The 16,430-nt window shown below is 40.3% G+C and carries 16 protein-coding genes; 1 reads left to right on the top strand and 15 read right to left on the bottom strand.

Annotated features, from left to right (window positions below; genetic code table 11):
• Nucleotides 1-18: 18 nt before the first annotated feature.
• Nucleotides 19-831: an IclR family transcriptional regulator PcaU gene (gene pcaU / locus MKL35_RS00885; protein ID WP_000030961.1), complete on the top strand. Its 813-nt coding sequence runs from the start codon at nt 19-21 to the stop codon at nt 829-831.
• A gap of 91 nt (nt 832-922) precedes the next feature.
• Here the strand turns inward: pcaU and MKL35_RS00880 are convergent, their stop codons facing one another.
• The 15 genes from MKL35_RS00880 to MKL35_RS00810 all read right to left on the bottom strand — a co-directional run.
• On the bottom strand, nt 923-1,789 hold the full coding sequence (locus MKL35_RS00880) for an MBL fold metallo-hydrolase (RefSeq protein WP_032011578.1): 867 nt from the start codon (nt 1,787-1,789) through the stop codon (nt 923-925).
• Nucleotides 1,790-1,793: 4 nt separating this feature from the next.
• Complete coding sequence (locus tag MKL35_RS00875) at nt 1,794-2,207, bottom strand: DUF6691 family protein (protein ID WP_002048828.1); 414 nt, start codon at nt 2,205-2,207, stop codon at nt 1,794-1,796.
• A gap of 4 nt (nt 2,208-2,211) precedes the next feature.
• Nucleotides 2,212-2,625, bottom strand: coding sequence for a YeeE/YedE family protein (locus MKL35_RS00870; protein WP_002048868.1), 414 nt, complete (start codon nt 2,623-2,625; stop codon nt 2,212-2,214).
• Between the two features lie 135 nt (nt 2,626-2,760).
• Nucleotides 2,761-3,228 (bottom strand): DUF6438 domain-containing protein, encoded by a 468-nt coding sequence (locus tag MKL35_RS00865; RefSeq protein ID WP_032011577.1) that lies wholly within the window; start codon nt 3,226-3,228, stop codon nt 2,761-2,763.
• 631 nt (nt 3,229-3,859) lie between these two features.
• Nucleotides 3,860-6,289: a glucose/quinate/shikimate family membrane-bound PQQ-dependent dehydrogenase gene (locus MKL35_RS00860; RefSeq protein WP_032011576.1), complete on the bottom strand. Its 2,430-nt coding sequence runs from the start codon at nt 6,287-6,289 to the stop codon at nt 3,860-3,862.
• A gap of 82 nt (nt 6,290-6,371) precedes the next feature.
• The gene (locus MKL35_RS00855) at nt 6,372-7,691 is read right to left on the bottom strand and encodes a carbohydrate porin (RefSeq protein ID WP_032011575.1); all 1,320 of its coding nucleotides are present in this window, start codon (nt 7,689-7,691) and stop codon (nt 6,372-6,374) included.
• 61 nt (nt 7,692-7,752) lie between these two features.
• Nucleotides 7,753-9,204: a NosD domain-containing protein gene (locus MKL35_RS00850; protein ID WP_032011574.1), complete on the bottom strand. Its 1,452-nt coding sequence runs from the start codon at nt 9,202-9,204 to the stop codon at nt 7,753-7,755.
• Nucleotides 9,205-9,223: 19 nt separating this feature from the next.
• Nucleotides 9,224-10,051, bottom strand: a complete 828-nt coding sequence (gene aroD, locus MKL35_RS00845) for a type I 3-dehydroquinate dehydratase (RefSeq protein ID WP_080961401.1) — start codon at nt 10,049-10,051, stop codon at nt 9,224-9,226.
• Between the two features lie 69 nt (nt 10,052-10,120).
• The gene (gene pcaG / locus MKL35_RS00840; protein ID WP_032011572.1) at nt 10,121-10,750 is read right to left on the bottom strand and encodes a protocatechuate 3,4-dioxygenase subunit alpha; all 630 of its coding nucleotides are present in this window, start codon (nt 10,748-10,750) and stop codon (nt 10,121-10,123) included.
• A 14-nt stretch (nt 10,751-10,764) separates the two neighbouring features.
• Nucleotides 10,765-11,490, bottom strand: coding sequence for a protocatechuate 3,4-dioxygenase subunit beta (gene pcaH, locus MKL35_RS00835; RefSeq protein ID WP_000077913.1), 726 nt, complete (start codon nt 11,488-11,490; stop codon nt 10,765-10,767).
• A 10-nt stretch (nt 11,491-11,500) separates the two neighbouring features.
• Nucleotides 11,501-11,914 carry a 4-carboxymuconolactone decarboxylase gene (gene pcaC / locus MKL35_RS00830; RefSeq protein ID WP_000997505.1) on the bottom strand — a complete coding sequence of 138 codons (414 nt, stop codon included), beginning with the start codon at nt 11,912-11,914 and terminating at the stop codon, nt 11,501-11,503.
• 15 nt (nt 11,915-11,929) lie between these two features.
• Nucleotides 11,930-13,285 carry an MFS transporter gene (locus MKL35_RS00825; RefSeq protein WP_032011570.1) on the bottom strand — a complete coding sequence of 452 codons (1,356 nt, stop codon included), beginning with the start codon at nt 13,283-13,285 and terminating at the stop codon, nt 11,930-11,932.
• A 42-nt stretch (nt 13,286-13,327) separates the two neighbouring features.
• Nucleotides 13,328-14,113 carry a 3-oxoadipate enol-lactonase gene (gene pcaD, locus MKL35_RS00820; RefSeq protein ID WP_032011568.1) on the bottom strand — a complete coding sequence of 262 codons (786 nt, stop codon included), beginning with the start codon at nt 14,111-14,113 and terminating at the stop codon, nt 13,328-13,330.
• Nucleotides 14,110-15,465, bottom strand: a complete 1,356-nt coding sequence (locus MKL35_RS00815) for a 3-carboxy-cis,cis-muconate cycloisomerase (RefSeq protein ID WP_032011567.1) — start codon at nt 15,463-15,465, stop codon at nt 14,110-14,112. The genes pcaD and MKL35_RS00815 overlap by 4 nt, the downstream gene beginning before the upstream one ends.
• A gap of 2 nt (nt 15,466-15,467) precedes the next feature.
• The coding region (locus tag MKL35_RS00810) for an acetyl-CoA C-acyltransferase (RefSeq protein ID WP_270912565.1) at nt 15,468-16,430 on the bottom strand (963 nt) is incomplete at its 5' end.

Genomic DNA, 16,430 nt, shown 5'->3' with positions numbered 1-16,430 from the left:
ATCGTACAAGGACCAGTAATGAGTAAAGATGAACGGATAATCCAGAATCAGGACAACAAAAAAACGATTCGTCATGAAGATTACATTGCTGGCATTGGTAAAGGCATGGCGATTTTAGATAGCTTTAGTAGTAATCAACATCGTTTAAACATTTCTATGGCGGCTGAAAAAACCGGGCTCACCCGAGCAGCAGCAAGACGTCACTTATTAACTTTAGAGTATTTAGGATATCTTGAGTCAGATGGCCACTATTACTATTTAACTCCAAAAGTTCTCAAATTTTCAGGAGCTTATTTAGGTGCAGCTCAGCTTCCAAAAGTATCTCAGCCTTTATTAAATCTTCTAACCAACCAAACCTCTCTCATTTATTCGGTGATGGTACTTGATGGTTATGAAGCGATTACAATTGCCCGTAGTGCTGCCCACCAACAAACTGACCGTGTAAATCCATATGGTTTGCACTTGGGTAACCGCTTGCCTGCCCATGCAACTTCGGCGGGTAAAATTTTACTGGCACATTTAAGCCAAGAAGAACAATTGGACTGGCTTCAAAAGTATCCACTTCAGCGTTTAACTAAATATACGCATGTCGAAAATGATAAATTTTTAGAGTTACTAAAAGAAATTAGAGAACAAGATTGGTGTTATTCGCGTGAAGAACACGAATTAGGAGTTCATGCGCTCGCCGTACCGATTTATGGACAAGACTTTAAAGTGGTTGCAGCTTTAAATATTGTTTCTCCAACCATGAGAACAACTGAAGAATATTTAATTCAACATATTCTGCCGCTATTGCAAGAGACTGCGCGGGATTTAAGACAAGTTCTTTAAATCTTACTTAGGCTATTTCCATAAAATTAATTTTACTTTGCTTAGGCTATTTGAGAACCTAAAATGATCGAAATGAATGCTTAGGCTATTTCTAAAAGTAATTAAATGGGATTTTTAAATAGCGGATACCATTTGCTTCAGGTTCCGGAAAATTTCCACCGTTCATATTAATTTGAATTGAAGGCAGAATTAATTTTGGCATTGCCAAAGTCGCATCTCTTTTCTGACGCATTTTTATGAATGAATCTTTGGAAACTCGTCGATTTAAATGGATATTGCTTTGTTTTTGAGTTTTTATATCAGTTTGACAGACATATTCATCACGACCTTCGGGCTTATAGTCATGACATAAAAACATACGCATATTGTCGGGAAGTGTATAAAGTTTTTGTACCGAATCATAAAGTGCAGCAGCACTTCCTTTAGGAAAGTCGCATCTGGCCGAACCATAATCAGGCATAAATAAAGTATCACCTACAAAAACAGCATCACTGATCACATAGCTTAAGCAAGCGGGTGTATGCCCTGGTGTAGGAATGTTATAGGCTTCTATCTCCCCTATTTTGAAATGTTCATAATCTTCAAACAAATAGTCAAAGGGCTGATTTTCATTAAATTTCTTAAAATCAAAATTATAAATAGCCGAAAATGTTTCTTGTACAACTGAGATTTTTTGACTAATCGCAACTGTACCACCCAATTTAGATTTTAAATATTGAGCCGCAGTCATATGGTCGGCATGTACATGGGTTTCTAAAATCCATTGTACTTTGAAGTTTTGCGCCAAGACATAATCAATAATTAAATCAGCATTAGTGGTTTTTGTAGTGGCCGACGCGGCATCATAGTCAAGCACACTATCAATAATGGCGCATTGACGAGTCGCTAAATCCGCAACAACATAGCTAAAAGTATTGGTATTTTCATCAAAAAAATCTTTTACTAGAGGTTGTTGCATATCTTTAATTTCCTTTATTTAAAATTCGGAAAATAAACATTCCTACTAACATCGCGACAATAAAATAAAGTGCTTCAAAATGTCCTAATCCAACAAGAGTTAAGGCAGGCGCTGGACATATACCTGCTATTCCCCAGCCTATACCGAAAATAAAAGCGCCTACAATTAACCTTTGGTCAATCTGTGTATTCGTTGGTAATTGAATTTGTTCATTAAAAATCGTTTTTGGTTTTTTAATAGCCCTTTGAAACGGAATAAATGCCACAGCAATAGCACCTAGCATCACAAACATTAAGCTAATATCCCATTGCCCAAAAATATCTAGAAACCCTAAAACCTTTGCAGGGTTAGACATACCAGAAATCATTAACCCCAATGAAAACAAACCGCCAAATATAAAAGCAAAGACATTTTTCATAAGATTACCCCAGCACATGGCGAATGATATAAACGGTTAACATGCCAGCAAACATAAAAACTGCTGTCGCTATTATTGAGCGTTTTGAGAGCCGACTCATACCACAAATGCCATGGCCACTTGTACATCCAGAGCCTAGCCGTGTTCCAAAACCAACAAGTAACCCTGCCAGAATAAGTGCAAATGAATTGGCTTTAATTTCAATGTCGGGCTGATAAAAATAACTGTATATGAAAGGCGTAATTACGAGCCCTGCAATAAACCAGAATGCAGAACTTTTAAAAGTATCTTTAGTTGGTCTAATAAGTTGTGCCATCAAACCACTAATTCCTGCTATACGACCATTTATATATAAATATCCAACTGTTGCGATGCCGAGTAATAAACCACCCAAAAAAGCATAGACAATATTTGACATATAGCCACTCTTAACAATATATGTTTTTGTAATCTGTATTATACGCTGATTCTTTTAAAAATACTTAATATAAAACTTTTAAGTTTATAATTCTTCTTAACAAGAAAAAGCCCCAAGATTTTGGGGCTTTTATCATTAAATTAGATCTTTAATGCCTAATTGTTCAGGTAATTTTTCCATAACTTTATTTAATCTATTATTTGCTGGAGAGATACAACCTGTGTAATGGCTTAATTTTGTTTCTGTACCATTTGGTTGAATCCAGGTGATGTAATAGCTAGACATGTCAGTTGCAGTTTGCTGGCAACCCGCAGTTTTAGATTGAGTTCCTGTTTGAGGACGATAAGTTTTTAATTCATTAGCAAGTTTTTGATAATCTTTTACGCTACCTTGGATTTCTTTAACACCAAGTGTTTTTGTATATTGTTTACCTTCAAAACGAATTAAGCCTGTAGGCGCCACTTCTACTGAATAAATTGGACATGCGCCGAAACATGGACTAGAAGCATAACGAATGGTTTCTTGTGTATTAGGTGCTTGCTGAACAGAAGCACAACCCATTAAAGCCAAACCGGATAAAGTTGCAAGAACTAAAAATCTCATTACATCACCTATTATTATCAAGTGGCTTTAATCTAACAAATCAGATCCAAATTGTCATTAAAGACTCATTTTTCATATCTTTATTTAATAAGACTTAGGCTATTTTTAATTTTATAAAGAAATTGTAATACAAAGCACATAAAAAAAGGCCCATCTTTCGATGAGCCTTAAGCCAATTAAAGCTTAAATTCCTGAAATACAAATTATTACTGGGTAGTAATAACCTGCGCCAACCATTCTATAGTAATGCAATACATTATTTAAATATAATATAAGTATATATTTACGCTTGTTTTTCCAACAAAAAAAACATGTTTTTCAAGCCTAAAAAGCTAATAATGTTTATTTTTAATTAAAATTCACAATCTTAAGTTAAACAAAACTTAATAAATTTATTAATCTTATTTATAGGTAAAACATTATAAAAAAATGCTTAATAGTTCGGCTATCTCTAGCGTTCAGAATAAAACATTTATAGGTATATTTTAAGTTTAGCAATAACTTCAAGCACTTTTTTACTATTTGGTAAAGCTATCTCACTAAAATTATAGAATTTCCGCAAACACTCTAATAGAAAAAAGATATTAAAAAAATAAGGGCAAAAGAAAATTTATCCTTTTGCCCTGTTTAATTACTTCTCTAAACTATATGCGATCACATAATCACCATGGTCCGGAGACTGACGTGCACCGCCCGCGGTAACCACTACATACTGTTTACCTGTTTTAGGTGAGACATAGCTGATTGGTGTACCTTGGCTACCTACTGGCATACGTGACTTCCACAGCTCTTTACCTGTAGATGAATCAAAAGCACGCAAGTAGTAATCTTGAGTTGCAGCAAAGAAGACTAAACCACCTTGAGTTGCCATCGGTCCACCAATAGTCGGCATACCAATCGGTGCTTTTAAGCCCATCTTAATACCTAAAGGTCCAGTGTCTTCAACTGTGCCAAGTGGTACTTGCCATGCAACCTGACGAGTTTTCATATCAATTGCAGTCATGGTACCAAATGGTGGTTTTTGACAAGGAATACTTAAAGCAGACATAAAGCGGTTTTTATTCACTTTATATGGTGTACCTTTCATTGGTACAGCACCCATACCTGTATTTACTTTTTCACCGCCACTCGCCTGAATCTTAATATCTTCAGGGGTTTGTTTAATGAGTTGAACCCATAAACCAAGACGCATGTCGTTTACGAACATGTAACGATGAGTCGGGTCAAAAGCAATACTTCCCCAGTTCATGCCACCTAAAGAACCAGGAAAACTTAATGAAACATCAGTACCCGGTGCAGTAAATAAACCTTCGTAACGCATTGACTTAAAGTTAATACGGCACATGAGCTGATCAAACGGTGTAGCACCCCACATATCTGACTCAGTTAAAGTCTGATTACCAATTTGAGGCATTTCAACAGAACGTGGTTGAGTTAAACTATATTGCTCACCCGGAATATTCGCAGCTTTCACTGGCTGTTCAATCACTTTAGTAAGTGGTTTACCAGTTACACGGTCTAGAACAAAGAATTGGCCTGATTTGGTTCCAATCACAACAGCTGGCTTAGTCGTACCATCTTTTAATGGAAAGTCGACTAGACTTGGTTGCATTGGTAAATCAAAGTCCCATAAGTCATTATGAACAGTTTGATATACCCACTTTTCTTTACCCGTTGTCGCATCAAGTGCCAACACAGAAGTATTGTATTTGTGATCTAACGGATTACGGTTACCACCCCAAATGTCGACAGATGAGCTACCCATCGGTAAGAACACTGTATTCATTTGTGGGTCATACGACATAGCGGCCCAAGAGTTTGCCGAACTACGTTTATACGTTTCACCTGGTTTTAGAACATGGTTAGGATCAGGGTTACGAGGGTCAAATGCCCAGCGGAGTTTACCTGTAATCACATCATAACCACGGATTACGCCACCAGGCATATCTGCTGCCACGTTATCTGCGATACGGCTGCCGACTACAATAGTAGTACCTGCTATCGTTGGTGCAGAAGTCACTTCAAAACGTGGAGCTTTTGTTCCATCGCCTAAGCCTTCGAGCAGGTTAACTGTTCCATTTACACCAAAGTCAGCACAACGTTCACCAGTATCTGCATTGACTGCAATTAAACGAGCATCGGGAGTATTGGTATATACACGGCGTGGACATGCTGTGTTGGTCGCAACAGTAGTGACCGGAGTTGCACCAGCTAAAGTTGGTTGTACAAGCGTTTTTGTTGAATCAAAGTATGCAACACCACGGCAACGCTCCCAAGCATCGGCCTTAGAGTTCACCTCAGCTTTCCAAAGCTGTTTACCCGAATCAGCATCTATTGCAAAAATATTGTTATGCGGCGTACATAAAAAGACTTTATTTCCAACTTGTAGGGGGGTCATTTGGTCTTCAGCACCATTACCGCTACCCGTTGTAAAATCACCTGTTCTAAAGCGCCATGCTTCTTTTAACTTATGAACGTTATCTCGATTAATTTGATCGAGAGCAACAAAGCGACTACCGCCAGAATCATTACCATAATTTTCCCAATTCACCTGTTTTTTAGCAGGGTCAACTGGCACTAAAGGTAGCTTTTGACCTGAGCTTGCTACTGTCGGGTGCGGTTGAAACATTTGGTAAAGCGCAATCAACATACCAACAACAACTAGTCCACCAACAGCATATGCTGAAGATGCTGAACCATTTTGAAATTGGTAACGTCGAATTGAAGGTAAGGTAAATAACAACGCAGCAAAAAGACCAGCAGGAAACATTAAGCGCGAGAATAACGGCCAAAATTCCCATCCAGCGTCAATCAGTGACCAAATTACCGTACCGATAAAAACAACTGCAAAAATCCAGACACCAAGTGCTTTTTTACGAAAGATACTAATTGCCGAAATGGTTATAAACAGTCCTGAGATAAGGAAATACCAAGAACCGCCGAGTGATACTAGTTTTCCACCACCTACAATGTAAAAAACACCGGTAGCCAATAAAACTAGACCTAAAATAAAACACCATATTTTGAATAAGATATGAAACTTAGAATCTGACTCAGACATAGATCCTACTCCACATATACTGAACACAAATAGTTCAAGCATTTGGGCCAGTTAAACTATGTCTAACCAGCCATCAATATTGTTAAAAATTAACTTTTACACTCAGGCCCGCCACCCAAGCATCATCAACTTCTTTTACACCAGCAGGTTGATGGATATATTGAATATTTGGTCGCAGCATGACGGCCGGAGACCATTGATAGGTATAGTTCAATTCAACGTTTAGTTCGTCGTCCTGAATTGGAATATAGTTAGATGCGATCGGATCATAGCTATAATATCCACGGCTTTCATTTGTCACGATCTGCTTATCTTTAGCACGGTCATTAACGACATAATTGGCAATACCAAAACCAATTGAATCATTTGGTCGGCTGTCAAATGGGCCCTTATACCAAAGTGCAAGTTGTTGTGTACTTTGTACAAAGGTCGTTGCTTTATCATTTACAACACCATTAAAACTTACATATAAACCGCGTTTCGGATCTTGGCCGGCATGGCTAAGTTGTTGCTGTGCATTGATCCAGAAGCTTTGTTTTCCGTCATGAACTTTACCTGCAGTTTTAATATCATTTGCTTCTGCGGTTGAGTAAAGTGCACCTACTTTATATTCACCCGGTAAACCATTGAAAGCAGCAAGTTTTGGTTTCCATGCAAGTTCAACCGGTATAGTAGCGCCCTTGACGTTATTCATATCCAGATTAAAACCATCACTGTTTGATTCGGTTTTAATATTGTCTGGATTGACCTCATACACGCCAACACCTAAAGTCCACTCAGGTGCAAACTGATATTTAACGTTTGCAGCCCAAACACCAACTGGTGAGTTATACCAAATTGAACCAATTGATTTTCCTAACTGCCCACCACAAAGCAATAAGTTCTGAAACTCACATTGAGAACTATTAAAGTCCTCTGACATTCCCATACGACCAGCTTTGACTTGTACGGTATTATCAGCAAAGCCTTTTTTTATCCATGCTTGAGATAAACGCCAGATTTTGCCACGACCATAAATCTCTTGTGCGTTACCAAGTTGGCTAGAGCGTGGGTCTTTAATACGCTCTAAAGTAAGCGCATTACCGTCACGTTTAGTCACAACTAAGCTCGCGGTTGTATCTTTCCATCCAGCAATTTTGTCTAAATCGAAAGTTGCACCCAAAGAAAGCTGCGCAGCATTCTCAAAAGTATTGCTGTCGTTATAGCCACCATCTAAATTTGTGGCAGCCTGGCTCATGATAGAAGCTGTAAATTTATAACCCTGTTGCTCTAATTGTTGACGCTCACCATTCCAGTCACCCAATAACCATTGGCGGTCTTGTGACCACGGCTCATTCGCAAGTGCAAATTGGCTACCTAATACAGCAATTGTTAATACACTCAGTTTGATTACGTTTGGCATTTCAAGTCCCTTTTATCTTTTCTAAAATGCGCCCCCTGTTTTGAGGCGCTTTATTTTTTTGTTATTTAACTTGCACAAACCCAAGCTCAGAAGTTGCACCAAAGTGATCAGTTACATTTGCTGTAATTGAGGCAACTTTGCCTGTTGGCTTCCAATTGGCTTTTGCGTTGCCTTGTGCGTCTGTGGCAACTGTTATAGTCCCTAAATACTGCTCAGCTTCTTTTGATGTCGTACTCTGGTTGCCAAAAAACTCAACTTGGTAACGTTGGTTTGGTAAACCATTTACCTCTATATTAACTGAACCTTTATTTGCTGTTAACTTAGGCGCTTTAATACCCTGATTCGGCTGCGCATTACAGCCTTGTTCATTTGGCTGAGTACATGTTTTTTGTAGTTTAGATGGCTCAATCACCACACCACCACCACGAGAACCAACAAATCCTTCATGCTCAAGCGCAGGAACTCCAAATACAATTGCACCTAAACGCTGATTTGGTACACATGAACCACCTGCTTCACAGCGTTTAATATCTTTACCGTTGTCCCAAATTAGGTTTTTCGTCAGTGTAATTCTTGCATTTGCATCTTTTTCTGAGCGAATGGCAACACCAATACGATTGCCATGCACTTTATTGCTATCAAGAATATTGCCATCACCCGTCATGTTAAAACCAATCGAGTTATTGGTCATTTCGTTGTAGGCAATATAGTTACGCTTACCCCAGTTAATCTGTAAGCCATCCGAATAATTTTCAAACTTATTTCCAACTACAGCATTGTCATTGCCCCACAAGATTTCAATACCTTGTGATGGTTCTGGATTTACTTTGGTAGAAACAAAATGGTTATTTGCAATCAGGTTAAAAGCAGCACCACGTGTCAGTTCTAAGCCATCACCATTGTCTTGGAAAATGTTATCTAAGACTTTGTTGTTATTAGTCGTGGTTGCAGTTGGGTTGCCTTTACCATCATCGCCCGTGATCATGACCCCAGCTCCACCATAGTTATTACTAATACGATTGTGTTGAATGAGGTTATTGCTTGAACGGTTAACCAATACGCCAATGCAGAACCGGTGGATATCTAGGCCTTTTAAAGTCACGTTATTGACATCACGTAGTACAAAACCCGGTAAAGTCATAGTACGTACATTGGTACCATACTGCTCAGGATTTGCTCCCGGGCAAGCTTTTGCACCTTCACCCTTAATATAATTTGAACCATCAATTGCAATGTATTCACCAGTTTTATCCCATTGGGTACCAATAATTTTGATAGGTGCTTTAATTTCAGGAAGCGGGCTGTTTAATTTAATTGCATAAGGTGCTTTGCCTACTGCTTGAATCAAGATATCGCTAGCTTCGCTTGGGTTTGCATTGGCTTGTTCAATTGCCCAGCGTAAAGAGCCTTTGTTGCTATCATCTTGATAACGGTCAACCACATAAGTTTGTGCTGCAGCTACTCCTGAAACCATCAAACCTAATGCAAGAGTAGTTAAACGTAATGTATTCATTTCATCATATCCTTATGATTTATGGGTTTGTTGGTTGAACGGTTTGTAAAATCTGTTTGAGCTTAGTCACATCAATTTGACCCGGTGCAGAAGCCTGACCAATCATGCCAAAGCTATAACTTCCGCCCATATTGGCAGTTGCAACACGAGAAATCGTACCTAATTGGCCCATCGACATCGTCAATAAAGGTTTAGTGGTCTGCTGACTTACTTTTAAAGTTGCGTTCATTAAAGTGAAAACATCTTGTTTAGATTTAGGCATTACAGCAATTTTGAGAACATCTGCACCCATTTGATCTTGTTTTAACAAGCGTTTTTCAATTTCATCTTGGCTTGGTGTTTTTTGGAAGTCGTGATTAGACATGACAACGAGCACTTTCTTTTGATGTGCTTTTTGAACAATTTCTGAAACTACTTTTTGATCACGGAACATTTCAACATCTAACCAGTCCATGAACGGATTTTTTAAGTAAGCTTGATAGGTCTTACCATAATCCGCATCACTAATTTCAAGCTGACCTCCTTCGTTTTTCGTACGAATGGTGGCAATCAATGGCTTGTTGCCTAAAATCTTTTTCAACTCATGACCTAAGGCAATGACTTGTTTTGTATCGCTGGCAAAGCTTAATAAATCGATACGGAACTCTGCCAAATCAGCATCTGCTGTGTTTGCAATCACTTGAGCCTGTGCCAGAGCTTGTTCTTTGGTTTTTGCGGTAATCGGAACAATCGTTTTAACAGCTGTAGATGCAGTTTGTGTTTGAGCAGCCAAAACGACAGGTTCAGCATTTGCCTGTGCTGTAAAAAATGGGACTACAAGCAAACTTAGGCTTAATAATGTTTTCATGTTCATAGAGTTCATCCTTAAAAAGGCTACACACATCCTTGAATAATCAGGTGTAGCCTTAGGTGTTTCTTAAATATCAAAAAATACAGTTTCGTCATCGCCTTGAATGCGAATATCGAAGCGATAAACAACTTCACCATTTTCTTCAAAACGTTTCGCAATAAGTGTTTGGCGACGTGGTGCCCATTCAATACTATTTAGAATTGGGTCGTTAGCATTTGCCTCAGCTTCATCGTCAAAATAAACACGTGTATGAAGACCTAAGTTAATACCGCGAGCGAAAATGACTAATGCAATATGTGGTGCCTGAGTTGAGCCTTTACGGCCTGCTGTCGCGCCCGGTTTAATCGTATTGAAGCTCCAAATACCTGTTTCAAAGTCTGCACCTGTACGACCCCAGCCGTGAAATGCAGGATCAGTTTTTTGCTCACGTGTATCGGCATGACTTGGGTAGATACCATTTGCATCGGCCTGCCAAATCTCGATAAGCACATCACGTAGCGGTAAACCTAATCCGTCAAACACTTGACCTTCAAGACGAATACGCTCACCTTTTGTCTGGTCTTGAACCAACTGGTTATTAAAGTTGTTTTCAAAAACTTCAATACCAGCTTGTTGTGGCAATAACCCAATGTGAACGTAAGGACCACCTGTTTGAGATGGAGTTTCTTTTAATTCCTGAAAATTCCAGTTATTCATGCTCGTGCTCCCGATTAAGTCAATTCATTTTCGAAGTAAGTCGCTCGACGACCACGCAAAGTGATGTCGAAACGGTAACAACGGCTATCGGCTTCGATAAAGTTGTTTTTATCTTCTAGTGCAATCAATGCACGACGTTGATCTTCAGAAGGAATTGTTTTTAAGATCGGGCAAGTGTCGATGAGCGTGTCGCCTTCAAAATAAAATTGCGAAATCAAACGCTGCGCCCAACCATCAGCAATTAATGAGAAATGAATATGGGCAGGACGCCATTCATTAATACGGTTACGCCATGGGTAAGGACCCGGTTTAATGGTACGGAAAATATAAAAACCGTTTTCATCTGTTAAGGTACGACCACAACCACCAAAGTTAGGGTCCATTGCACCAATAAACTTGTCATTTGGATGACGATAACGACCAGAAGCATTGGCTTGCCATACTTCTAGAAGTGCATTTTTTACAGGACGACCAAACTGATCACGAACATAGCCATGAACAATGACACGCTCACCAATTGGCAAACCATCTTTGGCATAGTTCAAAATCAAATCGTTATCTTTTGGACCAAATAGATTTGAAGAAAAATGCGGTGCAGTAACTTCAGTTAAAGTCTCGTTAATAGAGATCAATGCATTTTTTGGCGAACGCAATACACTTGTTTTATAACCTGGCGTATACGCTGGTGGATGATCATCTGTATTACGTTGGGCGTAGGCACCCCAGCTATGTTGTGACATCTTTATCTCCTTAATCCTGTTCTTTCGCTGCAATTGGGTTTACTTCTATTCCCAACTCTTTAAAGACTTCTTCAGCCATGTGCATTGCAGCGTTTGCAGCAGGTAAACCTGCATAGAGTGAACTGTGTAAGATCAGCTCTTTTAAATCTTCTTTGGTTACACCATTGTTGAAACAAGCACGTAAATGCATGCGTAGTTCATCTTCACGGCCCAGTGCCAATAAAATTGCGATAGTCACTAAACTACGTGTATGACGTGGCAAGCCCGGACGCGACCACACCTCACCCCATGCGTAACGGCTAATAAAATTTTGAAAATCTTGGTTAAAGTCATTTAGGTTTTGCAAAGACCGACCAACATGCTTTTCACCTAAAACTTCAGTCCGCACTTCAATGCCTTGTTTATAGCGTTGTTCATCATTCATTGTGATAGACCTCTATTAAGTTGCATCGGTATGCGCAACAAGTGATTTAACAAATACAGCAACAGCCGCAGCAGTCGCTGGAATTAGTAATAAACTGAGAATAGCGGTGAATGACCAATCATTACCGAGTAGCACCGCACCAATCCATGCACCAAATACCGCACCAAAACGCCCAATACCAGTCATCCAAGACACACCCGTTGCACGGCACTGAGTTGGATAGAAGCGTGCACTTAACGCAGGCATCGAAGATTGCGCACCATTAATGGCGATACCCGCACAAAGCACTAATACTGCAAGTAAGGTTGAGTTGCCTAAGCTTTGACCGACCGCGATTGCAAATAGACCTGCGGCAAAGTAGAAAATGGCGATGACTCGGTTTGGGTTGAATTTGTCCATTGCCCAGCCAATGAACAATGCGCTCACCACACCACCGAACTGGAACAAACCTCCAATAAATGCAGCACGCTCCATCGAAGCACCTGTTTCACGCATAAGTGTTGGTAACCAGCTTGTCAGCAAGTAAACAACCACGAGTCCCATGAAGTAAGTTACCCAAAGTAAAATTGTTCCTTTGGCATATGGCTTAGAAAACATAATTCCAAAGACATTTTTCTTTTGAGCTGTTTCAGTTTTCTCTTCAGGAACATGAAATACAGTCGCATTTTGAATTTGTGTTGGCGCGATATGATTTAAAATTTTGCGAACTTTTTCAGGATTCTTACCTTTCACAATTAAGAAGCGGTAAGACTCAGGTAGCACTACAATCACTAAAATCATTAAAATTAAAGGTGACCAGCCGCCGAGCAAAAATAAGCTATGCCAACCGTAGGTCGGGATAAGCCAACTGCTAATAAAACCACCTGTAGCCATACCCAAGTTGTAGCCACAGAACATACATGTCACGAGTAATGATCGAATGCGGGTTGGACAGTACTCAGAAAATAAAGTGGTCGCATTCGGCATTGCTGCACCAAGGCCAATACCGGTTAAAAAACGTAAAACGACAAGGCTATCCAAGTTGGTTGCATAAGCAGATGCCAAAGTAAAACCACCGAACACAAGCATTGCCACAGCTAAAACAACTTTTCGACCGAAACGGTCCGCTGTCGGACCAGAAACTAAAGCGCCAATAATCATTCCACCAAGTGCTGCACTCATCACCGGTCCTAACTGAGAACGATCAATTCCCCAGTCTTGTGCCAATGCTGGTGCAATAAAGCCCATCGCAGCTGTATCGATACCATCAGTAAAAATAATTAAGAAACAGATGATTGCGATCATCCATTGATATTTACTAAGTGGAGCATCATTAATCAGTGCTTGAGCATCGATGCTTTTGTTTGGTGTAGCGTAATCCTGAGACGCCATATTTGCCTCCTTAAGGCCAATTCCTTTTAAATTACTAAGCGATTAGATTTGCTGAATAAACCTAGTTAATTCCTGAGTAAATCTCTGTGGTTGCTCAATATTAGAAAGATGAGATGCTTCGAGTTTTGCTAACTGGCTGTTCTTAATTGCCTTCTGCATAAATTCGGCATCTGCTACTGTAGTTACCGGATCTTCTGTTCCTGCAATCAGCAGTACTGGAATTTGAATTTGTGCAATTTCATCTCTTAAATCGGCATACGCTAAAGCACGACATGCATTGGCATAACCTTGTGCTGGTGTGTTTGCCAGACTTTGAATCGTTGTCTGTGCAACAATATTATGTTGATAGTCGAATTTTTCACTGAACCATCGTGTATGCGTGGTTTTAACCAGCTCAGCTAAACCATTTTGTTCTACCGATTCAGCACGACTTAACCAAGCTTCAGTCTGTCCAATTTTGGCTGCCGAGTTTGCAACTGTAATGCTATTAAAACGATTTTGATGATGAATACCCAACCAAAGCCCTGTAATTCCGCCCATTGAAATGCCACAAAAATGAGCTTTTTCAATATTCAAGGCATCTAAAATATCAACAACATCTTCAGCTAAGTTTTGCAATGTGGTGTCACTAATTACATCACTTTCACCATGACCACGTGTGTCGTATGTAATGACATTAAAATGACTTTTTAATTCATTCAGCTGAGGTTGCCACATACCGTGGTCTGTTCCTAATGAATTAGAAAACACAAGCACAGGAGCATCTTTTAGACCATCTGTATAAACTGCTAACTGTTTTCCTTGACGATTATGAATAGTCTGTTTCACTTTGTCTCTCCTTGTGCTTCTTGCAAAACCGCATCAATCTGTTGCTGAATATTGCCTAAATAATTTTCTGGTTTGAAAATATCTCGTATTTCTTGCTGGTTAAACTGTCCTTTTACTTCATCTAGTTGGCTAACAACATCAAACAAATGCTGGTTTTGTGCTACCGCTGTTTTACATGCAGCTTCAACTAAATGATGAGCATTTAAACGGCCAATCTTGGGAGCAAGTGCCATCATCACAGCTTCTGCCATAATTAATCCGTTGGTACACTCAAGGTTCTGTTGCATATGTTCAGCATTAACTTCAAAACCTTGTAGAACTTCACTAGTACGGCTTAATGCTCCAGCACAAAGCTGAAAGATTTCTGGAACTGCTAACCATTCTGCATGCCATGCACCTAAACTCCGTTCATGTTCCTGTACCATGCTTTGATAAATGCTAGACATCAGCGCTGGTACACGATTCGCTGCTGCAAGTACTGAAGCTGCTGCGACTGGATTACGCTTATGAGGCATAGTAGAAGAACCACCGCGGCCCTTTGCGGCTGGCTCAAACAACTCTGCAATTTCAGTTTGCATCATGAGTGACCAGTCGCGTGCCATCTTGCCCGTATTCCCGACAATCATGCCAAGCACACTTGCAATTTCTACAATACGGTCACGCTCACCATGCCATGTACTTGTTGGTACAGTCAGATTCAGTTGCTTCGCAAATGCGCTGACCACAAGCGAACCTTGGTCTTGCAAAGAAGCTAATGAACCCACAGCACCGCCTAACTGAGCAGTGAGCACACGTGATTTCATAGCTTGTATACGGTCTAAATCACGTTTAAATGCAGAAGCCCAACGAGCAAGCTTATGCCCTAAAGTAATAGGTAAAGCTTGCTGTAACCATGTACGCCCAATCATGACTTGATGGCGATATTGTTTAGCTTTTTGTAATGCTGTGGTGTAGCACTGTTGAAGGTGTGCTTCCACAACACTCAACGCATCACGGCATTGCAAAATACAAGCTGTGTCTAAAATATCCTGACTGGTTGCACCCCAATGCACATAGCGGGAAGCATCCTCATCCACATCTTTAACAATTGCTGTAAGCTGTTTTACAAATGGAATTGCGATATTCCCAGCTAAACCAGTTGCTATCGCCAAAGCGGAAAAATCAAACTTGTCTAGTGCATGCTCAGCTACTTGGGCAATGGTATTTGCTGCATTTTGAGGAATCACGCCAACTTGTGCCTGCGCTTGGGCTAACGCAACTTCAACCTGAATCATGTATGCGATTAAGGATGAGTCACTAAAGATGTCAGTAACGTCTTTTTGGTAAAACAAGCTGGCATATAACTGACTCATGATTAGACTCTCTCAATAATCAAAGCAATGCCTTGTCCCACACCAATACACATTGAACACAAGGCATAACGACCGCCAGTCTGTTCAAGCTGGTTTAGGGCTGTGGTCACGAGGCGTGCACCTGAAGCACCAAGTGGATGGCCTAATGCAATTGCTCCACCGTTTGGATTTACCTTGTTGCTATCATCTGGCAAGCCTAAATCACGAGTCACTGCCAATGCCTGTGCAGCAAAGGCTTCATTGAGCTCAATTACATCCATCTGCTCTAAAGTCAGGTTGGCTTGTTTCAGTAATTTTTTAATGGCTGGTGCTGGAGCAAAACCCATAATGCGTGGTTCTACACCCACCGCTGTTGAAGCAATGATCTTGGCACGTGGTTTTAAGTTGTAAGCCTGAACTGCATCATCAGAAGCAATCAGCAATGCGGCTGCACCATCGTTGATGCCTGAAGCATTACCCGCAGTAACTGTACCCTCTGCTTTCACAACAGGTTTAAGTTTGCTTAAACCTTCAAGTGTGGTGGATGCACGTGGATGTTCATCAGTATCAATCACAACAGCCTCACCCTTACGCTGAGGGATTTCAACTGCCACGATTTCTTTAGAAAAAAAGCCTTTGGCTTGCGCGCTTGCGGTGCGTTGTTGGCTCACCAAGGCAAACTGGTCCTGATCTGCACGATTGACGTTAAACTGTTCAGCCACGTTTTCGGCAGTCTGGGGCATGGTGTCTACACCATACAATTCTTTAAGTTTCGGGTTAATGAAGCGCCAACCCATAGTGGTGTCTTCAATCTTCTGGCTACGGCCAAAGGCACTGTCTGACTTACCCATCACATAAGGTGCACGGCTCATGCTTTCCACACCACCTGCAATCACCAAGTTCGCTTCACCTGCTTTAATGGCACGGGCAGCAATGGCAATGGCATCGAGTGATGAACCACACAAACGGTTAATGGTGGTTGCCGG

It is taken from the genome of Acinetobacter sp. AOR41_HL, from assembly GCF_027854645.1.
In the GTDB taxonomy this organism is placed as follows: domain Bacteria; phylum Pseudomonadota; class Gammaproteobacteria; order Pseudomonadales; family Moraxellaceae; genus Acinetobacter; species Acinetobacter nosocomialis.
Note: the sequence above shows the minus strand (reverse complement) of the source record. Positions and strands in the feature narration are given on the sequence as shown.